At 68.9% G+C, this 24573-nt stretch carries 23 protein-coding genes; 9 read left to right on the top strand and 14 right to left on the bottom strand.

Annotation, left to right across the window (positions count from 1 at the left end; all coding sequences use genetic code 11):
* Window positions 1–198 precede the first annotated feature (198 nt).
* Window positions 199–1236: an HNH endonuclease signature motif containing protein gene (locus ACZ3HL_RS04655; RefSeq protein WP_465529107.1), complete on the bottom strand. Its 1038-nt coding sequence runs from the start codon at window positions 1234–1236 to the stop codon at window positions 199–201.
* A 585-nt stretch (window positions 1237–1821) separates the two neighbouring features.
* Between ACZ3HL_RS04655 and ACZ3HL_RS04650 the strand changes: the two genes are divergently transcribed.
* Entirely contained in the window at window positions 1822–2853 is a 1032-nt protein-coding gene (locus tag ACZ3HL_RS04650; protein ID WP_465528787.1) for a fatty acid desaturase family protein, read from the top strand.
* Here ACZ3HL_RS04650 and hsaB read toward each other — a convergent pair.
* From hsaB to ACZ3HL_RS04625, 5 genes are read right to left on the bottom strand one after another with little or no spacing between them, the layout of a single operon-like run.
* Window positions 2819–3373, bottom strand: coding sequence for a 3-hydroxy-9,10-secoandrosta-1,3,5(10)-triene-9,17-dione monooxygenase reductase subunit (gene hsaB / locus ACZ3HL_RS04645; protein ID WP_465528785.1), 555 nt, complete (start codon window positions 3371–3373; stop codon window positions 2819–2821). The two genes, ACZ3HL_RS04650 and hsaB, sit on opposite strands and share 35 nt — an antisense overlap.
* Window positions 3370–4284: an iron-dependent extradiol dioxygenase HsaC gene (hsaC, locus tag ACZ3HL_RS04640; RefSeq protein WP_465412108.1), complete on the bottom strand. Its 915-nt coding sequence runs from the start codon at window positions 4282–4284 to the stop codon at window positions 3370–3372. The genes hsaB and hsaC overlap by 4 nt, the downstream gene beginning before the upstream one ends.
* Window positions 4284–5132 (bottom strand): 4,5:9,10-diseco-3-hydroxy-5,9,17-trioxoandrosta-1(10),2-diene-4-oate hydrolase, encoded by an 849-nt coding sequence (gene hsaD / locus ACZ3HL_RS04635; RefSeq protein ID WP_465528782.1) that lies wholly within the window; start codon window positions 5130–5132, stop codon window positions 4284–4286. Before hsaD ends, hsaC begins: the two co-directional genes overlap by 1 nt.
* On the bottom strand, window positions 5132–6307 hold the full coding sequence (hsaA, locus tag ACZ3HL_RS04630; protein WP_465528780.1) for a 3-hydroxy-9,10-secoandrosta-1,3,5(10)-triene-9,17-dione monooxygenase oxygenase subunit: 1176 nt from the start codon (window positions 6305–6307) through the stop codon (window positions 5132–5134). The genes hsaD and hsaA overlap by 1 nt, the downstream gene beginning before the upstream one ends.
* Before the next feature lie 40 nt (window positions 6308–6347).
* Window positions 6348–7946, bottom strand: a complete 1599-nt coding sequence (locus ACZ3HL_RS04625) for an FAD-binding protein (RefSeq protein WP_465528778.1) — start codon at window positions 7944–7946, stop codon at window positions 6348–6350.
* Between the two features lie 99 nt (window positions 7947–8045).
* Between ACZ3HL_RS04625 and kstD the strand changes: the two genes are divergently transcribed.
* From kstD to ACZ3HL_RS04590, 7 genes are all read left to right on the top strand, one after another.
* Window positions 8046–9716 (top strand): 3-oxosteroid 1-dehydrogenase, encoded by a 1671-nt coding sequence (kstD, locus tag ACZ3HL_RS04620; RefSeq protein ID WP_465528776.1) that lies wholly within the window; start codon window positions 8046–8048, stop codon window positions 9714–9716.
* Complete coding sequence (locus ACZ3HL_RS04615) at window positions 9713–10852, top strand: Rieske 2Fe-2S domain-containing protein (RefSeq protein WP_465412103.1); 1140 nt, start codon at window positions 9713–9715, stop codon at window positions 10850–10852. Before kstD ends, ACZ3HL_RS04615 begins: the two co-directional genes overlap by 4 nt.
* Entirely contained in the window at window positions 10849–11109 is a 261-nt protein-coding gene (locus tag ACZ3HL_RS04610) for a hypothetical protein (RefSeq protein WP_465528774.1), read from the top strand. Before ACZ3HL_RS04615 ends, ACZ3HL_RS04610 begins: the two co-directional genes overlap by 4 nt.
* Window positions 11106–12131, top strand: coding sequence for a 2Fe-2S iron-sulfur cluster-binding protein (locus ACZ3HL_RS04605; RefSeq protein ID WP_465528772.1), 1026 nt, complete (start codon window positions 11106–11108; stop codon window positions 12129–12131). The genes ACZ3HL_RS04610 and ACZ3HL_RS04605 overlap by 4 nt, the downstream gene beginning before the upstream one ends.
* A 213-nt stretch (window positions 12132–12344) precedes the next feature.
* Entirely contained in the window at window positions 12345–13208 is an 864-nt protein-coding gene (locus ACZ3HL_RS04600; protein WP_465528770.1) for a MaoC/PaaZ C-terminal domain-containing protein, read from the top strand.
* Window positions 13209–13260: 52 nt separating this feature from the next.
* Window positions 13261–14010 (top strand): class I SAM-dependent methyltransferase, encoded by a 750-nt coding sequence (locus tag ACZ3HL_RS04595; protein WP_465412503.1) that lies wholly within the window; start codon window positions 13261–13263, stop codon window positions 14008–14010.
* A gap of 101 nt (window positions 14011–14111) precedes the next feature.
* On the top strand, window positions 14112–14573 hold the full coding sequence (locus ACZ3HL_RS04590) for a riboflavin kinase (RefSeq protein WP_465412501.1): 462 nt from the start codon (window positions 14112–14114) through the stop codon (window positions 14571–14573).
* A 159-nt stretch (window positions 14574–14732) separates the two neighbouring features.
* Here the strand turns inward: ACZ3HL_RS04590 and ACZ3HL_RS04585 are convergent, their stop codons facing one another.
* The 7 genes from ACZ3HL_RS04585 to ACZ3HL_RS04555 all read right to left on the bottom strand — a co-directional run bounded on the left by ACZ3HL_RS04585 (window position 14733) and on the right by ACZ3HL_RS04555 (window position 21683).
* Window positions 14733–15302 carry a DUF5134 domain-containing protein gene (locus ACZ3HL_RS04585; RefSeq protein WP_465412100.1) on the bottom strand — a complete coding sequence of 190 codons (570 nt, stop codon included), beginning with the start codon at window positions 15300–15302 and terminating at the stop codon, window positions 14733–14735.
* 73 nt (window positions 15303–15375) lie between these two features.
* The gene (locus ACZ3HL_RS04580) at window positions 15376–16545 is read right to left on the bottom strand and encodes a lipid-transfer protein (RefSeq protein WP_465528768.1); all 1170 of its coding nucleotides are present in this window, start codon (window positions 16543–16545) and stop codon (window positions 15376–15378) included.
* Window positions 16545–16940 (bottom strand): MaoC family dehydratase, encoded by a 396-nt coding sequence (locus ACZ3HL_RS04575; RefSeq protein ID WP_038516056.1) that lies wholly within the window; start codon window positions 16938–16940, stop codon window positions 16545–16547. Before ACZ3HL_RS04575 ends, ACZ3HL_RS04580 begins: the two co-directional genes overlap by 1 nt.
* On the bottom strand, window positions 16937–17851 hold the full coding sequence (locus tag ACZ3HL_RS04570; protein ID WP_465528766.1) for a bifunctional MaoC family dehydratase N-terminal/OB-fold nucleic acid binding domain-containing protein: 915 nt from the start codon (window positions 17849–17851) through the stop codon (window positions 16937–16939). The genes ACZ3HL_RS04575 and ACZ3HL_RS04570 overlap by 4 nt, the downstream gene beginning before the upstream one ends.
* Window positions 17848–19020 (bottom strand): acyl-CoA dehydrogenase family protein, encoded by a 1173-nt coding sequence (locus tag ACZ3HL_RS04565; RefSeq protein WP_465412097.1) that lies wholly within the window; start codon window positions 19018–19020, stop codon window positions 17848–17850. Before ACZ3HL_RS04565 ends, ACZ3HL_RS04570 begins: the two co-directional genes overlap by 4 nt.
* Window positions 19021–19024: 4 nt before the next feature.
* Window positions 19025–20089: an acyl-CoA dehydrogenase family protein gene (locus ACZ3HL_RS04560; RefSeq protein ID WP_465528764.1), complete on the bottom strand. Its 1065-nt coding sequence runs from the start codon at window positions 20087–20089 to the stop codon at window positions 19025–19027.
* Between the two features lie 202 nt (window positions 20090–20291).
* A complete protein-coding gene (locus ACZ3HL_RS04555; RefSeq protein WP_465528762.1) occupies window positions 20292–21683 on the bottom strand; it encodes a WS/DGAT/MGAT family O-acyltransferase in 1392 nt (463 codons plus the stop codon).
* Window positions 21684–21748: 65 nt separating this feature from the next.
* On the opposite strand from ACZ3HL_RS04555, the gene ACZ3HL_RS04550 reads away from it, so the two are divergent.
* A complete protein-coding gene (locus ACZ3HL_RS04550) occupies window positions 21749–22993 on the top strand; it encodes an alpha/beta hydrolase (RefSeq protein ID WP_465528760.1) in 1245 nt (414 codons plus the stop codon).
* Window positions 22994–23105: 112 nt separating this feature from the next.
* Here the strand turns inward: ACZ3HL_RS04550 and ACZ3HL_RS04545 are convergent, their stop codons facing one another.
* Window positions 23106–24293 (bottom strand): DDE-type integrase/transposase/recombinase, encoded by a 1188-nt coding sequence (locus ACZ3HL_RS04545; RefSeq protein WP_465528756.1) that lies wholly within the window; start codon window positions 24291–24293, stop codon window positions 23106–23108.
* Window positions 24294–24573 lie beyond the last annotated feature (280 nt).

Here is a 24573-nt window from a genome sequence, read left to right as displayed (position 1 = left end):
CGGACCGGGTCCTTGGCGCGCCGGTGCCGCCCGGCGCGTTCCCGGTGGCCACCAGGCCTTTGCCCACCGCACAACTGCTCAGGACACGCCCCGGTGGCTCCAGTAGGCGCTAACCGCATGGCGCCCACTGACCTGCCCCTGAGCACACCGATGTCCCCACCCGGGTGTCTCCGGGTGGCATCAAGGTGTCTGCGCCGGTTAGGAGGGCGGGGTGTCGTCTTCCGGCTCCGGTCGTGGGTCGTGGAGTGGTTCGGGGCCCGCCGTGTAGGTGCGCCCCGTGGGGGTGGTGATGGTCATGCCGCCGTTGCCGTTCGGTTGCGCGGTCCAGCCGGGTTCTTCTTTGAGCATGTTGTGGATCTTGCAGGCGGCGTGGCAGTTGTGGTGGTCGGTGTGGCCGTCGCGAGCCCAGGTGGTGATGTGGTCGATCTCGGAGAACTCGGCGGGCCGGTGGCAGCCGGGGTGGGTACATTCCCGGTCGCGCGCCTTGATGAGGCGGGCGAGTGAGACCGGGGGCCGGTAGGTGCCGGGGCCGGCTTCGAGGAGTTGTCCGGTGGTGGGGTCGGTGATCAGCCGCGACCAGGTCGAGCCGGGAGCGGCGGCGATCTCCCGGACAAGCCAGCCCGGAATGGGGCCGTAACCGGCCAGGGTCGCGGGATCTTCACGGGCACCGGTCAAGGTCAGCAGGTCGACATAGACATGGACGTGCGCCCGAGATTGGCCATGACCGTCCTCCGCCAAGAGCCGTTCAGCGAAGATATCCGCCCGATGCTGATCCAGCGTCCGGGACTTGTCGGATCTGCGACGCGTCTGGGCGGCGCGGCTCAGCGACGCGTAAATCGAACTCGCCACCTCGGACGGAAGCCAGCCCGACAGCTTGGACATGATCTCGTCTTCGTGTTCCAGCGAGACATGCCGCAGCGCGCGTTTCTTCTCAGCACGGTCCCGATAACCGTCGGGGTCGAACTTCTGCACCGCGTGATCCACCGATTTCCGGATCGCCGTCGGATCGCGGTCGGCGAGCCGCTTGGTCATGAACGCGTCCACCAGGGCGGCGACCTCGTCGGACACCTCACGGGTCAGCTGGCTGACCTTCGACGCCTTGTACAGATCGATGTCACCGTTCTCCAGCGCCGCCAACGTGTTCGGCAAGCGGCCGACCAAGGCACACGAGGTCTCCACCAGCAGGTACGCCTGATTACGAGAGACCGAGAAGGCCAACGCGACCTCCTCGGTCACGGATCTTCGCGAACCACCCACCGCGGCGAACCCGGCTATCGAATGCACCTGCCGACCCTGCGCACGACGAAGCAACACCTCCTCGCCGTACGCGGCATCGAGAAAACGAGAGGCTTTCGGATCAAAAACAAGAGACTGGGTCATGACCAAGATCATACTCGAACATGCGTTCGATCGCTATCGAATCCGCCGCGGGAAGGTTTCATCTGGTGAGCGCACCACACCCAGCATGCGCTCCGAGCTGTAGTCGTGTTCGGCATTCCATCGACATTCTCACTACTGCCACATTGCCAGAGTGAATCCACAGGGGAATCGTCGAAGCACTCTGCTGAACGCTTCGCGTCCCGGCAGGCGTCGAAACCGCTCCGAAACCCGAGATCGGTCCAGTGCCCCTTTGCGCGTCGATCTTCGTAAAGACGGTACGGGGGTTTCCCAAGCATGTGCCGCAGACCTAGCCGAGGATCCCCACAGGTACTTCAGCAAATTCGTGGCCGGACCGGTGGACCGAGGGTAGGGCCAACCCCCGCACCAACCCACCGGCGCACCGCATTCACCCCACCCCCACCCCCGACGAGACTCACAACGGTGACCGCAAACCTCCGCACAGGCAGCGATTTCGCCCGTCTGTCCCGCCGCGTCAGCGAAGCGGGCCTCCTCGACCGCCGTCCCGGCTACTACGTCTTCCGCATCGGCCTGGTCGCCACCCTCTTCGTCTCCGGCTGGATCGCCTTCTTCGCGATCGGGGATTCCTGGTGGCAGCTGGGGATCGCCGTGTTCCAGGCGGTGATGTTCGGCCAGATCGCGTTGCTGTCGCACGATCTCGCGCACCGTCAGGTGTTCCGCACCCGCCGCCCGAGCGAGATCGCCGGCCGGATCGCGGGGAACCTCGGCGTCGGCATGAGTTACGGCTGGTGGATGGACAAGCACACCCGTCACCACGCGAACCCGAACCACGAGGACCTCGACCCCGACGTCGATCCGGACATCCTCGTGTGGTCGAAGGACCAGGCGCGGGCCAGTAAGGGACTTCCGCGGTTCATCGGCCGCTACCAGGCGTTCCTGTTCTTCCCGCTGCTCACCCTCGAAGGCCTGAACCTGCACTTCTCCGGGATCCGCGCGGTCGCGAAGCCGGGCCTCCGGCGGCGCGGGCTCGAAGCGGCCTTGCTGCTGGCGCATTTCGCGCTCTACTTCAGCGCGCTGCTCGTGGTCCTCTCCCCCGGCAAGGCGCTCGTCTTCTTCATCGTCCACAAAGCACTGTGGGGTGTCTACATGGGATCGATCTTCGCGCCCAACCACAAGGGCATGCCGATCCTGTCCGGTGACACCGAGCTCGACTTCCTCCGCAAGCAGGTGCTCACGTCACGCAACGTCCGCGGCGGCCGGATCGTCGACGTCGCGCTCGGTGGGCTCAACTACCAGATCGAGCACCACTTGTTCCCGAGCATGCCGTCGCCGCATCTTCGCCGCGCCCGGCCCATCGTCCAACGCTACTGCGACGAGATCGGCGTCCCGTATCACGAGACCGGGCTCATCGAGTCCTACTCGCTCGCGTTGCGCAGCCTGCACGACGCCGGCGAGCCGATCAGAGCCAATCGTCGGGACGCGGCCAGGGCATGAGCGCGGCGAGCGCGTCCGTCACCGGCTCGGTCACCGTGTACCGCCCGCGATGGAACAGCAGCGGCCGATCGTCGGACGGTTCCCCGAGCGCGGTGACCCTGCCGACGACGACGTAGTGGTCACCCGCCTCGTGCACGGCTTCGAGCGTGCAGTCGATCCACGTCAGAGCCCCGGTCAGCAACGGGGATCCGGACGGGGCGGGGGTCCAGTCGACCGACGCGAACTTGTCCGCGCCCCGCGCGCCGAACACCGCGCTGACCTCTTGCTGGTCTTCGGCGAGCACGTTGACGGCGAACCGGCCGGACTCGGCGAGCACCGCCCAGGTCCGGGAAGTCTTGGCAGGGCAGAAAAGCACCAGCGGCGGATCCAGCGAAAGCGCCGCGAACGATTGGCACGCGAAGCCCACCGGAGTCCTGCCGTCGTGCCCGGTCACCACCGCGACGCCGGTGCAGAAATGCCCGAGCACCGTCCGGAACCGCGCCGGATCGATGTCCGCGCCGAGGTCCGTCACCGGGGTCACGACTGCCCCGGCGGACGGGCGCCGACTGAAAAGTCGTGTCCCCACAAGGAAACCGCCGTACTCTCTCGGGCGATCCAGCTCTCGTCGTCCACTTGACGCCCCTCGCAGCCGTATTCGACGTCGAAGCCGCCGGGGGTCTTCATGTAGAACGAGAGCATCAGATCGTTGACGTGCCGCCCCAGGGTCGCCGACATCGGCACCTTCCGGCGGATGGCCCGGTCGAGGCAGAGGCCGACGTCGTCGGTGTTCTCCACTTCGACCATGAGGTGCACGATGCCGCTCGGAGTCGGCATCGGGAGGAACGCGAGACTGTGGTGACGCGGGTTGCAGCCGAAGAACCGCAGCCAAGCCGGAGCGCCGTCCGCGGGCCTGCCGACCATCTGCGGCGGCAGTTTCATCGAGTCACGGAGCCGGAATCCGAGGATGTCACGGTAGAACCGCAGGGAAGCGTCATCGTCGTGGGTGGACAGGACGACGTGCCCGAGTCCTTGTTCACCGGTCACGAACTTGTGCCCGTACGGGCTCACCACGCGCCGGTGCTGCAACGCGACACCGTGGAACACTTCGAGCGTATTGCCCGATGGGTCCTCAAAGGACACAAGTCCGTCGACCCGGCGATCGGCCAGCTGATCCGGCGTTCCTTCCTTGTACGGCACCGAGTGCGCGTCGAGCGAAGCCCGGATCTCGTCGAGTTCGCCGGCGTTGGCGACCTCCCAGCCCGCCACGGCGAGCCGGTCGTGCTCACCGGGGAAGATCACGAGCCGCGCCGGGAAGTCGTCCATGCGCAGGTAAAGCGCCTCAGGATTCGTGCCGGATCCCTCGACCATGCCGAGGACCTTCAGCCCGTATTCACGCCACGCGGCCATGTCGGTGGCTTCGATGCGGAGGTAGGCGAGCGATCGGATACCCATCAGGAGGCTCCCAGGAAGTCGAGTGCCAGCCGGTTGAACTCGTCGAACTTCTCCAGCTGCGCCCAGTGCCCACAGCCGCCGAACACGTGCAGCTGGGCACGGGGGATCGTCTTGAGCGCGAGCAGCGCACCGTCGAGCGGATTGACGCGGTCCTCCCGGCCCCAGATCAGGAGCACGCGCTGCCGCAGGCGATGCGCCTCACGCCACAGCATGCCCTCTTCGTAGGTGTCGGGCTGGGCGAACGACTTGCCCATCGCCTTCATCGCCGCCAGCGACTCCGGCGCGCTCGCGGCGGCGAACCGCTCGTCGATCAGTTCGTCGGTGATCAGCGACTGGTCGTGCACCATGATCCGCAGGAAGGTTTCGAGTTTCTCGCGGCTCGGGCCCGGCGGGGCGCTGAACCGGCCGAGGTTCTTGATGCCCTCGGTTGGATCGGGCGCGAACAGATTCACGCTCAGCCCGCCCGGCCCCATCAGGACAAGGCGTCCGGCGCGTTTCGGGTGGTTGAGCGCGAGCCGCACGGAGGCACCGCCGCCGAGCGAGTTGCCGACGAAATGCGCCCGCTCGATGCCGAGTTCGTCCATGAGCCCGACCACGGCGTCCGCGCTGTGGCGGAAGTACTGCGGATGCTCGGTCGGCTTGTCCGAGCGGCCGAAGCCCGGCTGGTCGATGGCCAGGGTCCGGTAGTTCTTGCCGAACACCGGCAGATTGCGGCCGAAGTTGCTCCACGCCGACGCGCCGGGCCCGCCACCGTGCAGCAGGATCACCGTCTCCGGATGTTCCGTACCGGCTTCGTGGTAGTGCAGCTTGAGTCCATCTTGGACAGTGACGTACTTGCCCTCGGTCATCAGACCATCGCATTCTCGACGGGCAGCCCGAAGGCGCCGGTTCCGAACATGACGTAGGCGCGCTCCGCGTCGTTCGCCGCGTGCACCCGGCCGGCGTGGGCGTCGCGCCAGAACCGCTGGATCGGGGTTCCGGCCTGCAAGGCGCGGCCGCCGGAGTTCTCGAAGAGCCGGTCGATGGCGAAGATCGCGCGTTCCGTGCCGCGGACCTGATCACGCCGGACCCGCAGCCGGGTGGGGAACGGCAGCTTCTCCCCCTTGCACGCCAGCTGGTACAGCTCGTCGATGTTGTGCGTCAGCTGGAGCCAGGCCGCGTCGATCTCGCTCGCCGCCTCGGCGATGCGCACCTTCGCGAACGGGTCCTCTTTGGACTGTTCACCCGCGTACGCCGCGCGGACCCGCTTGCCCTGGTACTCGACGTGCGCGTCGTAGGCGCCCTGCGCCATCCCGATGATCGGCGCGGTGATCGTGCTCGGATGCACCGAACCGTAGGGAAGTTTGTACAGCGGCCCGGGGTTGATCTCCTGTCCGGGTGTCTTGCACTTCGACGTCGCGATGAAGCTGAGCGCACGGTGCTTCGGCACGAAGACGTCGTTCACGATGATGTCGTTGGACCCGGTGCCGCGCAGGCCCACGGTGTCCCAGACGTCCTCGATCGTGTAGTCGGAGATCGGCACCAGGTAGGTGCAGAAGTCGACCGGCTTGCGATCCTTGAACACCGGCCCGCCCAGCAGCACCCAGGTCGCGTGGTCGCAGCCGGAGGAGAAACTCCAGCGTCCGCTGAGCCGGTAGCCGCCGTCGACGACGTCCGCCTTGCCCATCGGCGCGTACGACGAGGAGATCCGGACGTCGGGGTCGTCACCCCAGACGTCCTGCTGCGCCTGCGCCTCGAACAGGCCGAGGTGCCACGGGTGGACGCCGAGGATGGAGGCGACCCAGCCGGTGGACCCGCACGCGCTCGCGACGAGTTTGACGGCGGTGTAGAAGCTCACCGGGTCGGCTTCGAGGCCGCCGAACGTCTTCGGCTGCAGCAGCTTGAAGAACCCGGTCTCCTGCAGGGATTTGACGGACTCTTCGGGAACGCGCCTGGCGTCCTCCGCCTCCTGCGCCCGCTCCCGCAGGACCGGCAGCAGCTCCCGGATCCCCGCGATCACGTCCTGCGCGGCGTGCTCGCTCATATGCGTTCCCTCTCTCGTGCTCGGTGAACCGAATCCAAGACTAGAACACGTTCTCGTTTTTGTCGACCGATCCCCGGTCGAGGGCACTGTGCAGTCCGGCACGCCGACCGGAAAACACGCAGTCGGCCAACGACAGACCGCTCACGTAGGACCTAGAACAGATTCCCACCGCGGTCCGGCCCGCCGCGTACAGCCCGCGGATCGGGGCACCGGCGGCGGACCGCACCGCCCCGGTCTCCTCGTCCACGACCAGGCCGCCCAGCGTCAGCATCGGGCACGGATAGCCGAGGTTCGGCTTGATCGAGACGTCGATCAGGGAGTACGGCGCCCGGTCCAGCGGCCGCGCGAACTCCGCGGGTTTGCCCGTCGGATCCGCGCCGGACCGCGCCGCCTCGACACTGGCGGCCAGCCCGCCGGGATCGACACCGGCCTTGCGCGCGACCTCGTCGAGCGAACCGGCGACGACCCGTTGCCGCAGCAGGTACCGCACCTGAAGTCCTTGGAACCATTGACTTTGCCCGCGCGCGTCCCGCCGGACCTCCCGGACGATGGCGGCGTCGACCAGCAGCCAGCCGCGCCCTTCGTGCTCGGTGATCATGCGTTCGCCGACGGCCGCGCCGTACCGGGACTCGTCGATGATCCGGCCACCCGTCTTGTCGACGAGCAGGCCGCCGAGGAACGCCGACGGCGGCGTGATGAACCGCCAGGCCGAGATACGCCCGAGTTCCGCGGTGACCCCGCCCGCCTCGACCCCCATCCGGATACCGGATCCGTCGTCGGCCGACGTCCCGAGCGCGAGCCCACCGCGATACGCGGGCGCGTGCTCGCGCACCATCTCGCGGTTCGCGATGAACCCGCCCGCCGCGAGGACGACCCCGCGCGAAGCGGAAATCCGCAGCTCACGGCCGTAGCGACGCTCGATGCGCTCCGCCCGCCGATGCAGCGACTTCCGCAGCGAGGGCACGTAAATCCCCGGTTTGGCGGCATACGCCGACAGCCGTCCGTGCGCGGCCCGCACCCGAGCGGGAGCGTCCCGCAGGGTGGACACGACGACACCGGTCACGGCCCCGTCGGCGTCCACGATCAGGTTCCGCGCGGCGGTCTGCGGCAGCACCTGGATCCCGCGGCTCCGGACCGCCTCCCTGAGGCGTTTCATCAGCAGTTTTCCCGACGTACCCGGCCCTTTGACGCGATGTCCGCGCGGCGCGGGCTTGGCGGCGTCACGAAAACCGCCCGCCGCCTCGCTGCCCGAGTAGTACAGATAGTGCTTGTCGCTCGGATAGGACGTCTTGTATGGGCACAGACTGCCCTCGAAGGGCACACCGTTGCCTTCCAGCCAGGAGATCATCTCCGTACTGCCGGCGCAGAACCGCCGCAGGGTCTCTTCGGAGACGACGTCGCCGACCTCGAGTCGCAAGTAGTCGTACATCGCGTCGACGCTGTCGTCGACACCCGCGTCCCGCTGCTGCGCCGTCCCACCACCGGCGTAGACGACACCACCACTGACCGCGCTCGCGCCACCGCCGGAGAAGCGGTCCAGCACCAGCACCCGGGCACCGGCATCGGCGGCCTCGATCGCCGCACAGGCGCCGGCCGCACCGAAACCCACGATCACCACATCCGCGACGAGGGAGTCCATGCCCCCACCCTAGAACTAGAACACGTTCTCGTCTATGGTGACTGGAGCAGCGCGGATGCTGCTACATGCTTCCTACAACGTGTTTCAGGTGAGGGGCGTATGGAGTACGACGTGATCGTGGTCGGCAGTGGTGCCGCCGGGATGACCGCCGCACTGTCCGCAGCCCACCGGGGACTCGAGGTCCTGGTCGTGGAGAAGGCCGCCCACTTCGGCGGTTCGACGGCGCGCTCCGGCGGCGGCGTCTGGATCCCCGGCAACCACGCGCTGCGGGCGGCCGGGATCGAAGACCCCCCGGAACGGGCACGCGAATACCTCGAAGCGATCGTCGGTGACGTGGTCCCCGCCGAACTCCGGTCGGCCTTCCTCGACCGCGGCCCCGAGGTCCTGTCCTTCGTCTGCGACAAGACGCCGTTGCGCTTCCGCTGGGTCCGCGGCTACTCGGACTACCACCCGGAAGCCCCCGGCGGGCGGGCGGGCGGACGCTCGGTCGAACCGGCCGCGCTCGACGGCAACCTGCTCGGGCCGGAGCTCGCGAATCTGGAGCCGCCGTACAGCGCTCCCCCGCTCGGCGCCCCGATCACCCAGGCGGACTACCGGTGGCTGAGCCTGCTCGCCCGGCATCCGCGCGGCGTTCTCCGGGTGCTGAGCCTGGGCGGGCGCTGGCTCGCCGGCCGGATCCGCCGTCAGCGGCTGCTTTCCATGGGGCAAGCGCTTGCGGCCGGTCTGCGTGAAGGTCTGCGCCGGGCGGATGTCCCCGTCTGGCTGAACACGCCGCTGGTGGACCTGGAGAGCGAAGGCGACCGGGTGACCGGCGTCGTCGTCCGCCACGAGGGTGAGGACAAGCTGATCCGCGCGCGGCTCGGCGTCGTCCTCGGCGCGGGCGGGTTCGAGCGCAACGAAGAGATGCGGGTCAAGTACCAGCGCGCGCCCATCGGCACGGAGTGGACCGTCGGCGCGGAGGCCAACACCGGCGACGCCATCGACGCCGGGCTCAAACTCGGCGCGGCCGCCGACCTGATGGACGACGCCTGGTGGGGTCCGTCGATCCCGCTCACCGGCGGACCGTGGTTCGCGCTCGCCGAGCGGTCGCGGCCGGGCTGCCTCATGGTCAACGCGCGGGGCGAACGCTTCGTCAACGAGTCGGCGCCCTACGTCGAGGCCGTGCACGCGATGTACGGCGAAGGTGACGGCCCCGGCGTGAACATCCCGACCTGGCTGGTGTTCGACCAGCGCAACCGCAACCGGTACATGTTCACCGGCCTCGGCCCGCGCCAGCCGCTGCCCGGCCGCTGGTTCAAAGCGGGCATCGCGGTCAAAGCGAGCACCGTCGCGAAACTCGCCGAGCGGATCGAGGTCCCGGCCGACGCGCTGGAGACCACCGTGCGGCGGTTCAACGGCTTCGCGAAGAGCGGCGTGGACGAGGACTTCCACCGCGGGCGCAGCGCGTACGACCACTACTACGGCGACCCGCGGAACAAGCCCAACCCGAGCCTGGGCCCGCTGGACGTCGCGCCGTACTACGCGGTGAAGATCGTGCCCGGCGACCTGGGCACCAAGGGCGGATTGAGGATCGACCCGCACGCGCGCGTCCTGCGCGAGGACGGGTCGGTGATCGACGGGCTTTACGCGGCGGGCAACACGAGCGCGGCGGTGATGGGCCGCACCTACGCGGGCCCCGGCGCGACGATCGGCCCGGCGATGGTGTTCGGCTACCTTGCGGCCGAGCATCTCGCGCAGCAAGATCACACCAAAGCGGGAGGCAGCCGATGACGACGGAATCCGTACGGCAGATCGACGCGGGCGCGCCCCCTTCGCGGTTCGCGCGCGGGTGGCACTGTCTCGGCCTCGCCGAGTCGTTCCGCGACGGGAAGCCGCACGCCATCACGGCGTTCGGGACGAAACTGGTGGTCTTCGCCGATTCGTCCGGCAAGCTGAACGTGCTCGACGGGTACTGCCGCCACATGGGCGGCGACCTCACCCAGGGCGAGGTCAAGGGCGACGAGATCGCCTGCCCGTTCCACGACTGGCGCTGGAACGGCAACGGCAAATGCGTGTCGATCCCCTACGCCAAACGGGTTCCGCTGCGGGCGCGGACGAAGTCGTGGCAGGTGCTGGAGGAGAACAAGCAGCTGTTCGTCTGGCACGACCCGGAGGGCAACCCGCCGCCCGAGGACGTCGTCATTCCCCGGATCGAAGGCATCTTCACCGGCGAGTGGAGCAACTGGACCTGGGATTCGGTGCTCATCGAGGGCTCCAACTGCCGCGAGATCATCGACAACATGGTCGACATGGCGCATTTCTTCTACATCCACTACGCCTTCCCGACCTACTTCAAGAACGTGTTCGAGGGCCATGTCGCCACGCAGTACCTGAACACGAAGGGCCGCCCGGACAAGGGCATGGCGTCGAACTACGGCGGCGAGGAGAACCTGCTGCGGTCGGAGGCGTCGTACTTCGGACCGTCGTACATGATCAACAAGCTGCTCAACACGTACCAGGGTTTCGAGATCGAGAACGTGCTGATCAACTGCCACTACCCGGTCACCGAGAACTCGTTCGTGCTGCAGTGGGGCGTGAGCGTGAAGAAGTTCGAGGGCGTCTCGGACGAGCACGCGGACAAGATCGCCGGGAAGTTCGCCAAGGGCATCGGCGTCGGCTTCCTCCAGGACGTGGAGATCTGGCGCAACAAGACGCGGATCGACAACCCGTTGCTGTGCGAGGAGGACGGGCCGGTCTACCAGCTGCGCCGCTGGTACGACCAGTTCTATGTGGACGCCGCCGACGTCACCGAGGACATGACCCGCCGGTTCGAGTTCGAAGTGGACACCAGCCGCGCCAACGAGGTCTGGGCGGCGGAGGTGGCCGGCAACCTGGCACGGCAGCAGGCGGAAGAGGCCGGGGTGTGAAGCCCGAGACCGTCGAATTCCTCACCGCCGGGCTTCAGCCGCTGAGCTGCCGCGCGTGCGGGACGTGCGTGCTGGTCAAGAAGAACAGCATGCAGCACACCAGCATCCAGTGGACGAGCGACGCGTCCCGCAGCTGCCCGGTGTTCGCCGAGGAGAAGGCGTCCGGCGCGCAGACGGCGTTGCTCGACACCTGCGGCAATCTCAGCGACAGCATCGACGCCGCGTTGAAGGACGGCCTGCTGGAGGTGCCCGAATGAACGGCCCCGTCACCGTGACCGTGGCCGAGGTGATCGCCGAGACGGCCGACGCGCGATCGATCGTGTTCGAGATCCCGGCCGAGCACGCCTCCGTTTTCGCTTACGCACCAGGGCAGTTCCTCACCCTGCGCGTGCCGAGCGACCGGACCGGCTCGGTGGCCCGCTGCTACTCGCTCTCCAGCGCGCCGCACGAGGGCCGGGTGCAGGTCACCGTCAAGCGGACCGCCGACGGCTACGGGTCGAACTGGCTCTGCGACCACCTCCGGGCCGGCCAAGAGGTCCAGGTCCTGCCGCCGGCCGGGGTGTTCAGCCCCGCGTCGCTCGACGAGGACTTCCTGCTGCTCGCGGGCGGCAGCGGTATCACGCCGGTGATGTCGATCCTCAAGTCCGCGCTGGAACACGGCACCGGCAAGGTGGTGCTGCTGTACGCCAATCGCGACGAAGGTTCGGTGATCTTCGCCCGGGAGCTGGCGGACCTCGCCGCCCGGCACTCCGACCGGCTGGTCGTCGTGCACTGGCTGGAGAGCCTGCAAGGGCTGCCGACGGAGGCGCACCTGCGTGCCTTGGTGGCGCCGTACACCGCGCACGAGGCGTTCATCTGCGGGCCTGGCCCGTTCATGGACGCCGCGCGCACGGTGCTCAAGGACCTCGGACTGCCGCGCAAGCGGATCCACCTGGAGCGGTTCCTTTCCCTGGGCGGAAATCCGTTCGAAGTGGCCGAGCCCGTCGCCGTCGAAGAGGCCGAGACCCCGGCTTCAGTCGAGGTCACCCTCGACGGGGAGACGAAGAAGCTCACCTGGCCGCGCCGGACGAAACTGCTGGACCTGTTGCTGGAAAAGGGATTCGACGCGCCGTACTCCTGCCGCGAAGGCCAGTGCAGCGCGTGCGCCTGCCGCGTCACCTCCGGTGAGGTGAAGATGCTGAACAACGAGGTCCTCGACGGCGACGACATCGCCGAAGGCATCGTGCTGGCGTGCCAGTCCCTGCCGCTGACCGACGAGGTCACCGTCACCTACGAGTAGGAGCTCCCGGTGGTTTCTTCAGGCAAGCCCGTGCCCAGAGCCGTAACTCGCGTGATCAGAGCCGTAACTCGCGTGTCTCCAGCCGTAACTCGCGTGATCAGAGCCGTATGACCCACGGCCCGCGAGTTACGCCTTCAATCACGCGAGTTACGACCCCGATCACGCGAGTTCGCCCTGCCCCGAACGCACCCACAGCACCTTAGGAGTTTCCCCGTGCCCATCGATCCTTCGGTCGCGATCGGCGCCGACCTCGGCGAGGTGAGCTTCGCCTGGACCGCGTCGGACGTGCAGCTCTACCACCTGGCGCTGGGCGCGGGCGCGGACCCGACGAGCCCGCGCGAACTGCGCTACACCTACGAGGACGGCCTCCAGGTCCTGCCGACGTTCGCCACCGTGGCGGCGAACCTGCGCGTGTTCGAACCACCGGCGGTCTCGTTCCCCGGTGTCGAGGTCGACCTCGGGAAAGTGCTGCACGGCAAGCAGGAGGTGATCGCGCACCGGCCGATCCCGACGTCGGGCAAGGCCGTGGCGCGCACGCGGATCGTCGACGTCTTCGACAAGGGCAAGGCGGCCGTGATCGTGAACGAGACGGTCGCCACGGACTCGGACGGCACTCCATTGTGGACATTGCGGTCGAGTATCTTCGCGCGTGGCGAAGGGGGTTTCGGCGGCGAGCGCGGCCCGTCCGACCGTGTCGAGCTCCCATCGCGGGAGCCGGACGCGGTGATCGACACCCCGACGTCGCCACAGCAGGCGCTGCTCTACCGGCTCTGCGGGGACCGCAACCCCCTGCACGCCGATCCCGCGTTCGCCGCGGCCGCCGGGTTCGACAAGCCGATCTTGCACGGCCTGTGCACCTACGGCGTCGTCGCGAAGGCCGTCACCGACGAATTCCTCGACGGCGACACCGCCCGCGTCGCGTCGTTCTCGGCCAAGTTCGCCGGCGTCGTCTTCCCCGGCGAGCCGCTGCGGACCCGGGTCTGGCGCGAGCCCGCCGGGCTGATGATCACCACCACGGCACCGGACCGGGACGAGGCGCCCGTCCTTTCCGACACTTTCTTGACCACGACAGACTGAATCCTCGTTCCCGCAGGTAGGTGCTCTGGCTAGACTCTGGCAGGTGCGCCCCTTGATCTCGGACCCGTATGCCGAACTCGGCCGGGACTACGCGCGATCGAGACGCCCGGATCCCCGTATCGCGGCCGCCGTCGCCGCCGCTCTCGGCGACGCGCGCTCGGTGGTCAACGTCGGGGCCGGAGCCGGTTCCTACGAGCCGGAAGACCGCGACGTGGTGGCCGTCGAGCCGTCGCGGCGGATGATCGCGCAGCGTCCGGCAGGCGCGGCCCCGGCCGTGCAGGCGTGCGCGGAAGGGCTCCCCTTCCCCGACGGTGCCTTCGACGCCGCTCTGGCGGTGCTGACCGTGCATCACTGGACCGACGTGACCGCCGGGCTGGCCGAGCTGCGGCGGGTGTCCCGCCGCCAGGTGATCGTGACCTGGGATCAGGCGGTGTTCGCGCGGTTCTGGCTGGTGCGGGATTACCTGCCGGAGATCGCCGAGCACGAGAGCAGGCTGGCCTGTCTCGACCGGGTCGTCGAGGAACTGACCGCGGCCGGGCGGACGCCTTCGGTGGCTCCGCTACCGGTGCCGTCGGACTGCGTCGACGGGTTCCTCGGCGCGTATTGGCGCAGGCCGGAGGCCTACCTGTCCGAACGCGTGCGCGCGGGGATGTCCGGGGTGGCCCTGCTGGACCGGAACGTCGTCGCGACGGCCGTCGAGCGGTTGCGCGCCGATCTCGCGGACGGGCATTGGCACCGGCATCACGTCGGCCTGCTCGGCCGGACGGAACTCGACCTGGGGTACCGGCTCGTCACCGCGTGACCGAGTACACAGTGGACGTCTCCCGCGGCGTGAGCGGCGGTCGACCCCGGCTGCGAGGCATGGTATTCATGGCTTTCGTGACGGCAGGGGACGGGAGCGGCATGACGGCGGAGTACTTCGTGGTCCGTGGCCAGGTGGAGAAGGGCGATCAGCGCGGCAGGGAACTGGGTTTCCCGACCGCCAACATCGCGCTGCGCGACCAGGACGGCCAAGTCGGCGACGGAGTGTGGGCGGGCTGGGCCGAACGCGCCGACGGCACCCGGATCGCGGCGGCGGTCTCGGTCGGCAGGCGGCCGACCTACTACGGCGCCGACGGCTACCGGCTCGTCGAGGCGCATCTGCTGGACTTCAGCGGTGACCTCTACGGCGAGGTGCTGACCGTCTGGCTGGGCCATCACCTGCGCGAGCAGGAGGCGTACCCGTCGTCGGAGGCGCTGATCGTCGCACTGAACAAGGACATCGCCGACGCCGCGAAGTGGGCCTCGGACAACCCGGCCGACGGCCTGCCCGACGCGGGCACCGCCGAGGCCGGGGTCGTGCGCCGCGTCCCGCACGCCTCGTGAGTGGCGATTCGGGTTAGAAGCCGAATCGCCACGCACGACCCTTGCCGTACCGCTCAAGAGAACCGTCTTCATCGTCAACGCCGACGCGTCTCCCTGGCCTCACTCGCTCCCGTGCCTGGTGGTGTTGCGAAAGTGGCTTTCGCAACACACACCGGGAAATCAGACGGCCGCGCCCAGCAGCATGTAGCCCATGCCGAGCCCCATGATCACCCGGCACACCCGCCGCGACGTCTGACCGGAGTCCCCCACGCCCCGCGCCGCGACCACCCCGGCGCGCACGGCGTCCGCCGCGAAATACGCGGCCACGGCGCCGAAGATCAGCGAAAGCCACAAGGCCGAAGTGGCGCCGGGGCCGGACATCACCAGCCACGGCCCGTGGGTGACGTCGCTGTGCGGCATGAACGTCACCATGAACAGCATCGCGACGGCCGAGACGGCGTGATGCCCGCACGACGTGTGCCCCGAGCGCCGCCCCTTCCACCACGAGACGGCGAACCAGCCCGCGGTCAGCGCCAGCACCGCCTGCCAGCCCGCCGCCGGGATCGGGCCGCCGACCGGCGACAGCATCGCGACCATCGCGACGACGAGCAGGAGTTCGGCCAGGTCGCCGTTGCGGACCGCCGCACCCTGCCTGCCGTAGTCCAGGCGGACCAGTCTCAGCACGCAGGGCAGGACGAGCGCGGCGAACACCGCGGTCAGGGTCCACGCGACGACGATTGGTCCAGACATGGCACCTCCCGGCCGGTAACCCCTTCACCGTGGCAGGTGCCGCTCTAGTACACCATCGGGCATTGAGGTGATGTCAGCCCGCGGTCAGGACCAGTCCGCTCGTGGGTACGCCGGTGCCGGCGGTCACCAGCACCCGTGACGCCCCGCCGACCTGGTTGACCGCGTCGCCCCGGAGCTGCCGGACCCCCTCGGCGATCCCGTTCATCCCGTGGATGTAGGCCTCCCCCAGCTGTCCGCCGTGCGGGTTGAGCGGGAGTTTCCCGTCGAGTTCCAGGGTGCCGCCGCCGATGAAGTCCTTGGCCTCGCCCTTCCCGCAGAAGCCGAGTTCTTCCAGCTGCATCAGGACGTAAGGGGTGAAGTGGTCGTACAGCACGGCGAGGTCCATGTCGCCGGGCCCCAGCCCGGACTGCTCCCACAGCTGCCGCCCCACGACACCCATTTCGGGCAGCGCCGGGAGATCGTCGCGGTAGTAGCTGGTCATCACGTACTGGTCCGGCCCGCTCCCCTGCGCGGCCGCCGCGATCACGGCGGGCCGGTGCGGCAGGTCACGCGCCCGCTCGGCGCTGACGATCACCAGGGCGACCCCGCCGTCGCTCTCCTGGCAGCAGTCCAGCAGATGCAACGGCTCGGCGACCCAACGGGACGCCTGATGGTCTTCGAGCGTGATCGGCTTGCCGTAGAACCAGGCTTGGGGGTTGGTCGCCGCGCGGGCGCGGTCGACGACGGCCACCCGCCCGAAGTCCTCGCTGGTCGCGCCGTACTCGTGCATGTACCGCCGGGCGAGCATGGCGACGGTCGCGGCCGGGGTCGCGATCCCCATCGGATAATGGAACGCGTTGTCGACGCCGGAGGAGTTCACCTGCCCCGCCGCCGCCGAGGACACCTGCCCGAACCGCATCCCGGACCGTTCGTTGAACGCCCGGTACGCGACGACGACGTCCGCGACCTCGGTCGCGACGGCCATCGCGGCCTGTTGCACGGTCGCGGCCGCGGCCCCGCCGCCGTAGTGGATCCGGCTGAAGAACTTGAGTTCGGGGATGCCCAGTTCCCGCGCGACGGCGATCTCGCTGTTGCCGTCCATGGTGAACGACACCAGTCCGTCCACATCGGACGGAGCGAGCCCGGCGTCCCGCAGGGCGGTCGAAACCGCTTCCGCCGCCAGCCGCAGCTCACTGCGCCCGGAATCCTTCGAAAACTCCGTGGCACCGATACCGGCGATGGCCGCCCGTCCGGACAGGGTCATCACTCGCCTCCCAACGTGATCGCCACGGTGCCCACCACGTGCTCACCGAGACTGTCCACACCGGACACCGAGACCACCACGTCGTCGCCGTCCCGTTCGGTGACCCGTCCGGTGAAGGTCAGCGTGTCGTAGGCGTAGCAGGGCACGCCGAGCCGGATCTTGATCGAGCGCACGAACGCCTCAGGACCGGCCCAGTCGGTCACGAACCGTTGCACCAGGCCGGTGTCGGTGAGGATGTTGAGGAAGATGTCCTTCGAACCGCGCTGGACGGCGGCGTCGCGATCGTGGTGGACGTCCTGGAAGTCGCGGGTCGCCAGCGCGGTGCTCACCACGAAGGTCGGGGTGGCCTCGATCGTCAGCGGCGGCAGCTCGGTGCCGACCGAACAGTCCTTCATCGCGCGACCCTCCAAGCGGGCAAGGTCAGTTCCTCGTCGATCTTCACGAAGGCCGCCTCCACTGGGAGTCCGATGTGGACGGTATCGGGATCGGCGTCCAGCAGCTCGCCCATCACCCGGACACCCTCCTCCAGCTCGACGAGCGCGACGACGAACGGCAGATCCTTGCCCGGGACCTTCGGATGGTGGTGCACCACGTAGCTGTAGACCGTGCCCCGTCCGCACGCGACGACGTAATCCGGCTTCGCGCCGAGGTCGCCGTCCGGCGGCATCGGGCCGGGCGGATGCCGCAGGGTCTCGCCCCACCGCTGGATCCGCAGTTCGCCGTCACGCAGGCCCGCCCAGAAGAACTCGGTGTCCTTGCTGATCACCGGCCGCAGCACCGGGGCGGCCGTCTTGGCGGGTTCGGCGCCCGGCGGGCGGAACTTCAGCACCCGGAACACCATGTCCGCGACGGCCTCGTCGCCGACGTACCAGGTGGTCTTCGTCGTCACGAACCAGCCTTCGCCCAGCGCGGTCCGCTTCGGCCCGACCACGCTTTCGAGTTTCGCGGTCGCTTCGACCCGTTCACCGTGGCGGAGGTAGCGGAAGTAGTTCTGCTCGGAGTTCGTCGCGACGACCGAGGTGAACCCGGCTTCGTCGAGCACCTCCATCATCGCGCCGAGCGGGTCGTCCGAGGCCCTCGTCCAGTGCAGCCCGCCCATCGTCCACACCTGCGCCATCGCGGGCGGCGCGACGAGTCCCTTGTGGACGCTCTTGGCGGCGAACTCTTCGTCCACGTACACCGGATTGCGGTCGCCGATGGCTTCGACCCAGTTGTTCACCATCGCCTGGTTGACCGCGTCGCGCGCGGCCCTCGGCGCGGATTCCCCGCGCGCGGCGATACGTTCGGCGGCTTCCTGGATGCTCATCGCGGCACCCTCGGCAGGCCGAGCCCGGCGGTGGCGATCAGCTCGCGCTGGATCTCGTTGACGCCGCCGCCGAAGGTCAGCACCAGATTGCGTTTGGCCACCACGTCCAGCCACAGCGCCAGTTCCGCGGTTTCGGCGTCGGCCTGATCGCCGTGTCGTGCCACGATCTCCTCCAGTCTCCTGGCCAGCCGCTGGATGCGTTCGGAACCGAAGATCTTGGTGGCCGAAGCGTCGGCCACCGCCACCGGCCCGGCCGCCGACGACGCGGCGACCTGCCAGTTCAGCAGCTCGTTGACCCTGGCGGTCGCCAGGGTTTCCGCGAGCACGGCCCGGACGTCGGGCAGCTGGAGCAACGGTGTCCCGTCCGGCGCCTTCCTGGACGCCGCCCAGTCGCGGACGCGGTCGTGGAGGCCGCCGATCCTCCCGGCGGGGCCGAGCATGACGCGTTCGTGGTTCAGCTGCGTGGTGATCAGCCGCCAGCCCTCGTTCTCCTTGCCCACCAGCATGTTCGCGGGCACGCGGACGTCCGAGTAGTAGGTGGCGTTCACGTGGTGCGCGCCGTCGCAGGTGATGATCGGCGTCCACGAATAGCCCGGGTCGCGCGTGTCCATGATGAGGATGGAGATCCCCTTGTGCCTCGGCGCGTCCGGCGCGGTGCGGACGGCGAGCCAGATGTAGTCGGCGTCGTGCCCGCCGGTGGTGAAGATCTTCTGGCCGTTGACGACGTATTCGTCTCCTTCGCGCACCGCTGTCGTGCGCAGCGCCGCGAGGTCCGTTCCCGCGTCGGGCTCGGTGTAGCCGATGGCGAAATGCACTTCACCGGCGAGAATCTTGGGCAGGAACAGCGATTTCTGTTCCTCGGTGCCGTACGCCTGAAGCGTGGGCCCGACGGTCTGCAAGGTCACCGACGGCAGCTGGACGTCGGCGCGGGCGGCCTCGTCGACGAAGATGTGCTGCTCGATCTCGCCGAAGCCCCGGCCGCCGTACTGTTCCGGCCAGCCGACGCCGAGCCGGCCGTCGCGGCCCATCCGCCGCACGATCTCGCGGTACACCGGGCCGTGCCGCTCCCGCAGCATCGCGCGCCGCTCGTCGGCGCTCACCAGCCCGGCGAAGTACTTTCGCAGTTCGGAGCGCAACTCGTGTTGCGCCGCGGTCAGTTCGATCAGCATCGGTTCACCCCGCCACCAGTTCGCCCAGACCGGCCAGCCGATGCGAGGCGCCGCCGAGCGTTCGTCCCAGATCCTTGACCGCCGACGAGAACCGGTGCAGTGGATAGGTTTCGTCCACGCCGATCCCGCCGTGCAGGTGATGGCAGACGGCCAGCGCCGCGGGCGCCTCCTCCGCCAGCCAGTAGGCCGCGATGTCGAGTTCCGCCTCGGCGTCGAGCCCCGCCGCGAGCCGCCAGACCGCCGACCGCGCGGCCAGCTGGACCGTCCGCGAGGCGACGTAGACGTCGGCGATCTGTTGCGCCACCGCCTGGAACGCCGCCAGCGGCCGCCCGAACTGCTCCCGTTCGCCGACGTGCTTGGTGGTCAGCGCGAGCGCACCGGCGAGCAGCCCGTCACCGAACGCCACGGCGCCCGCGAGCGCGAACCGGTGCAACGTCGCGATCGACTCGCCGGGGCCGTGCCCGTTGAGGAGATCGGCGTCGGTGACGGTCACCGAGTCGAGCGTCATCGTGTAATCCGGTGTGCCGGAAGAGGTTCTCGTGGGCGTCAGCGTCACGCCGTCCGCGTGGGGATCGACGAGGAAGACGCCGGTACCGCCGGGCAGCGAGGCGGGCGTCAGGATCCGGGCCGACTCCGCCGCGAACGGCACGCCGATCTTGACGCCGCTCAGGCGCCAGTCCCCGGCCGATTCCGCGACGGTCGCGGGCCGGGTGGTGAACGGCGAGGAAGGCTCGTGCAGCGCGGCGGTGAGCACGGCGTCGCCCGCGGCGACCGGCGGGAGCAGCGCCGAACGCTGATCGGCGCCTCCGAGCGCGGTCACCGGAAGGACTCCGAAGGCCAGAGACGCCAGCGCGGGCGTCGGTGAGGCGACGCGCCCGAGTTCGGTCAGCACCAAGGCGACTTCGGCGACGCCGAGCCCGTCACCGCCGAGTTCGGCGGGCAGCGCCAGCGCCAGCAGACCGGCGTCGGCGAGCGCGCGCCACGTGTCACCGGGCTCGCGCTCCTTGCCGAGGACGCGCGCGGCCAGCGCGGTGACCTCGGTCTGCGTCTCGTCGAACTGGAAGTCCACACTGGCTCCTCACCGGGGCGAACGGGCACAATATTGAAACCTGTTCTAGTCTTAACCGGAAGGAGGCGTGACGGCAACCCCCTCGGGAAACCGAGGACGGCGGCATTTCCCGTGCCGAAACGGACGACACGCGTGATCAGCCGGACGACACGCGTGACTGGATGGACGACACACCGGCGGCAGGCTCCCGGCAGGAGGGTTCTCAGGGCATGACTTTGAGCAGTTCCGCGAGCGCGTCGGGGAAGTGGTCGGCGAGCGGCCACAGGTCACCGGTGAGTTCGCGGGCGCCGAGCAGGCCGACGTCGACCCGGCCCGCGTTGGACAGCACGGTGACGTTCAGCCCGGCGCCGTGGAACACCGGGCCGAGCGGATAGAGCCCGGTGACCTGGCAGCCCAGCAGATACAGCGGCATCGGCGGCCCCGGCACGTTGGAGACCACCAGGTTGTGCACCACCGGATGCCGTTCGGCCAGGCGCAGCGCGGAATACGCGCGTACCGCGAGGCCGAACATGGTCGCCGCCGAGAACTGCGCCCAGTCCTGGAGCATGTCGGCGTCGATGGTGTGGTGATGATCCTTGGACAGCCGGTTGGATTCCGCGAGCATGAACACCCGCGCGGCGGGATCGTCGAGATGGGTCGGCAACGAGGCGAAGAAGGCCGAGACCTTGTTGCTGCCGTGCTCGCGTTCGGTCCGGCCGTGCACCGACACCGGCACGGTCGCCACCAGCGGATCCTCCGGCAGTTCGCCCCGGTCTCGCAGGAACTGCCGCAGCGCGCCGGAAACCACGGCGAGGACGACGTCGTTGACGGTCACCCCGAAGGCGTCCTTGATCTGCTTGACGTCGTCGAGGTCGAGGGAGGCATAGGCGACACTGCGGTGCGCGGTGATCGTCCCGTTGAACGACGTGCGCGGCGCGGTGAACGGAACCGGCATTCCCTTGCCCTGCAACGCTTTCCCCAGCCATCTCGGCACGAGTTCGAGCAGGTCGGGCAGCAGCTTCACCAGCTCGACCGGGCGTTTCGCGAACGACGTCAGCCCCGCGCCGAACAGCGCGCGCCTACCGGGCACGCTCGCGTTGTCCCGTTCGTTCCGCGCGATCTCCGGCGGCGGGGCATCCGGTTCGAGCCCGGCGAGGTAGCTGATCAGGCTGGCGCCGCCGACCCCGTCGACGCTGGCGTGATGCATCTTCAGCAGGACCGCGACCTCGCCGCCGGCCAGGCCTTCGATGACGTACAACTGCCAGAGCGGCTGCGCGCGGTCCAGTCGTTGTCCCGCGATGTGGGCACAGAGTTCGGCCAGTTCCCGCCGGTCGCCGGGCGCGGGTACGCCGATCCGGTGAACGTGGGCTTCGAGGTCGAAGTCCTCGTCCTCCACCCAGACCGGATGCGCCAGATTCCAGAGTGGATTGTGCAGTTTGCGCCGGAACGCCGGGATCAGCTCGACCCGTTCGGCCAGTTTCTCCTTGAAGCGTTCGAAATCGTAGCCGCCGGGCATGGTCGAACCGTCCAAGGTGAGCAGCCCGCAGATGTGCAGGACCTGGGCCGGTGTCTCCAAGTAGAGGAAACTCGCGTCCAGACCGCTCAATCTCTGCATAAGAGCACCTTAAGTGAACTTTGCAACCCGTTCTAGGCGGTCACCCGGCGGTAGGATCGGTGCCCATGCAGCCGAGTTTCGTCGTCCGCCAGGCCCTCCAGCTCGCGCTCACCGCGAACGCGCTGAAGCCGCCGAGGGGTGCCCGCACGGCGATCCCGGCGTTCTTCGCGGGCTGGCTCACCGGGGAGCTCGCGCCGCATCTGCTCGCGCTCACCGCAGCCGACGCGGCGGCGCATGTCGCCCGGCACCGGGGCGGTTCGAGCAAGGCCGGGCTCGCGCTCGCGGCGGCGTCGGCGGCCGGGCTCGGCACCCTGATCGCCCAGTCCCAGCGAGCCCGCGACGAGATCGAGACGGCGCTCACCGAAGGCATCGGCGAGGCCTACATCGAGGAACTAGAGCACCCGCCGAGCCCGACCGACCTCGCGACGCCGTGGGGCCAGCTGGCCATGCCGTTCCGCATGCGCGACCCCGACGTCCGCCGGACCCGCAACATCGCCTACGCGCCCGGCGGGAAGCGGTTCCTGCTCGACGTCTACGCCCCGCGCGAGCCGGTCACCGGCGCGCCGATCCTGCTGCAGGTGCACGGTGGCGCCTGGGTGATCGGCAACAAGGACCAGCAGGGCCTCCCGCTGATGCTGCACATGGCCAAACGCGGCTGGATCTGCATCGCGATCAACTACCCGCTCTCCCCCGCCGCCCGCTGGCCCGCGCATATCGTCGCGGCGAAACGCGCGCTGGCCTGGATCCGGGACAACGCCGAGTCCTACGGCGGCGACCCGTCGTTCGTCGCCGTCACCGGCGGTTCCGCGGGCGGGCATCTCGCCGCGCTGCTGGCCCTGACCGCGAACGACCCGGCGTTGCAGCCCGGCTTCACCGAAGCCGACACGAGCATCCAGGCGTGCGCCCCGCACTACGGCGTGTACGACTTCGCCGCGACCAGCGGACGGCGCTCCAGCCAGGCCCGGCTGAAAACGCTGATCGCCCGGCACGTCTTCGAGGCGGACCGGGATCCGGTGAAGTTCCTCGACGACTACATCGCGGCGTCACCGCTGGACCGGATCACCGAGGACGCGCCGCCGTTCTTCGTCATCCACGGCGCCCACGACTCGCTGGTGCCGGTGGGCGAGGCCCGCGAATTCGTGCGGCGCCTGCGGGACAAGTCCCGGCGTGAGGTCGCGTACGCGGAGATCTCCGGCGCGCAGCACGCCTTCGACGTCTTCCCCTCGATCCGCAGCGCCCACGTCGTCCGCGGGGTGGAACGGTTCCTGGAGTGGAGTTACCGCACCTGGCGGCGCCGCTCCGGGTCGTGAGTGGCGGTTGCCGCCGCGGTGCGAGGTTGCGAAAGCCACTTTCGCAACGTTGAAGGTTGTGTCGTGTCTCGGTAGATCTGCCGCGGGTTTGTCTTGGTTGTTGTGTCACAGGTTAGGCGGCTGGGGTGAGTTGGCCTTGGTAGGTCTTGGTGTGGTCGAGGTGGATGTGGCCGATGGGGTTGCCGTTGGTGGTGTAGGCGGTGGCGTGGTGGGTGTCGCGGATGATGGTGATGGTGTGTCCGGCGTGGTCGCGGCCGATGAGTAGCCGGGCTCGTTTGCCGAGGTTGACGGTGCCGGCTGTGCTGACTTTGAGCCGGTGGACGGTGGCGTCGTCCTGGATGGGCAGGTGCTGGGGTCCGCCGTGGCAGTCGGCGGTGGCCCAGACCTGGGCTGGGGTTCGCCGGCCGAGGGCGCTGTGGCGGCGGTGGTTGTAGTGCTGGCGATAGACGGCGAGCAGGGTTTGGAGTTCGGTCAGGGTCCCGGGTTGGGCGGGGTGGTGGGCGAGCCAGCGTTTGAAGGTTTGGTGATGCCGTTCGACTTTGCCGCAGGTTTGCGGGTGATACGGGCTGGAATGGATCAGGCGTGTGCCCCAGCCGGTGACGGTGCGGGCGAACTGTGACGGGCCGGTGTTCGGGCGCCGGGAGCGTGACGTGAACGCGGATCCGTTGTCGGACAACACGATCGCGGGCGCGCCGTGGTCATTGACCGCCTGGGTGATCGTGGTGATCGCGTCACGGGCGGTTTCAGCGAGGGCGGCGTGGCTGGCCACCAGCATCCGGCTGTGATCGTCGAGGACCTCGAACGCCACCGCGGTGGCCCCGGTGGTCAGGGTGACCTCGGTGGCATCGATCTGATAGCAGTCCCGGGGCCGGGCATAGCAGAACCGGCGATAGGAGGACCGGGGCCGTTTACGGGAGTTCGTCTCCAGCAGCCCCTTGCGGGCCAGGATCCGGTTGATCGTGGCCCGTGCCGGGACCGGCCAGCCCCGCGCGGCCCAGTCCTGCTCGGCGGCCAGGTCCAGCAGCCGGTCACGGATCGGGTCCGCCCCGTTCTCCGGGGCCAGTGCTTTCCGCAGCCGGACGATCTCGGCCACCACCGGCTCCGGCGTCGCATGCGGCGTCGTCTTGGGCCGGGTCGAGCGCCGCTGCCACTGCCCCTCGGCCCGGATCCGGGCACGATGCCGATAGAACGTCCGCCTATCGACACCGTTGACCCGGCACCACTCCGACACATTCTCGATCGACACCTCAGCCGTCAGCATCGCGTCCATGAACCGCATCATCGCCCTGTTCCGCGCCATGGCCATCACCACAACGCCGCTCAGGCGACAGATCACGCACCATCACCCGACCAGGGTGTGTCACCAGCCGCGAGACACCAACCGTGTCACAACAGCTGAGACTCAACACAACGTTGAAGGTTGCGAAAGTGGCTTTCGCAACCTGTGGCCTGGGGCGAGGCCAGCGCGGCCGATCGTGGCCCCAGGGTGCCCCAACGCTCTCCGCCGGGCGTCGCGAAAGCCACTTTCGGGGCACCCCCCGTCACGCACATGGGGGTGCGCGCCCCCCACCCCTGAGCTA

Source organism: Amycolatopsis sp. NPDC000009, from assembly GCF_055563465.1.
The sequence above is the reverse complement of the archived record's forward strand: the minus strand, read 5'-3'. Positions and strand labels throughout refer to the sequence as shown.

Coding starts and splice junctions, on each gene's coding strand:
- hsaC (WP_465412108.1), bottom strand. CDS start 4,284: ATGGGTATCCGATCGCTCGCCTACCTCCGCATCGAAGCCACCGACATG.
- hsaD (WP_465528782.1), bottom strand. CDS start 5,132: ATGACCGAGGGCAAGTACGTCACTGTCCAAGATGGACTCAAGCTGCAC.
- hsaA (WP_465528780.1), bottom strand. CDS start 6,307: ATGAGCGAGCACGCCGCGCAGGACGTGATCGCGGGGATCCGGGAGCTG.
- ACZ3HL_RS04625 (WP_465528778.1), bottom strand. CDS start 7,946: ATGGACTCCCTCGTCGCGGATGTGGTGATCGTGGGTTTCGGTGCGGCC.
- kstD (WP_465528776.1), top strand. CDS start 8,046: ATGGAGTACGACGTGATCGTGGTCGGCAGTGGTGCCGCCGGGATGACC.
- ACZ3HL_RS04615 (WP_465412103.1), top strand. CDS start 9,713: ATGACGACGGAATCCGTACGGCAGATCGACGCGGGCGCGCCCCCTTCG.
- ACZ3HL_RS04605 (WP_465528772.1), top strand. CDS start 11,106: ATGAACGGCCCCGTCACCGTGACCGTGGCCGAGGTGATCGCCGAGACG.
- ACZ3HL_RS04590 (WP_465412501.1), top strand. CDS start 14,112: ATGACGGCGGAGTACTTCGTGGTCCGTGGCCAGGTGGAGAAGGGCGAT.
- ACZ3HL_RS04585 (WP_465412100.1), bottom strand. CDS start 15,302: ATGTCTGGACCAATCGTCGTCGCGTGGACCCTGACCGCGGTGTTCGCC.
- ACZ3HL_RS04580 (WP_465528768.1), bottom strand. CDS start 16,545: ATGACCCTGTCCGGACGGGCGGCCATCGCCGGTATCGGTGCCACGGAG.
- ACZ3HL_RS04575 (WP_038516056.1), bottom strand. CDS start 16,940: ATGAAGGACTGTTCGGTCGGCACCGAGCTGCCGCCGCTGACGATCGAG.
- ACZ3HL_RS04570 (WP_465528766.1), bottom strand. CDS start 17,851: ATGAGCATCCAGGAAGCCGCCGAACGTATCGCCGCGCGCGGGGAATCC.
- ACZ3HL_RS04565 (WP_465412097.1), bottom strand. CDS start 19,020: ATGCTGATCGAACTGACCGCGGCGCAACACGAGTTGCGCTCCGAACTG.
- ACZ3HL_RS04555 (WP_465528762.1), bottom strand. CDS start 21,683: ATGCAGAGATTGAGCGGTCTGGACGCGAGTTTCCTCTACTTGGAGACA.
- ACZ3HL_RS04550 (WP_465528760.1), top strand. CDS start 21,749: ATGCAGCCGAGTTTCGTCGTCCGCCAGGCCCTCCAGCTCGCGCTCACC.
- ACZ3HL_RS04545 (WP_465528756.1), bottom strand. CDS start 24,293: ATGGCGCGGAACAGGGCGATGATGCGGTTCATGGACGCGATGCTGACG.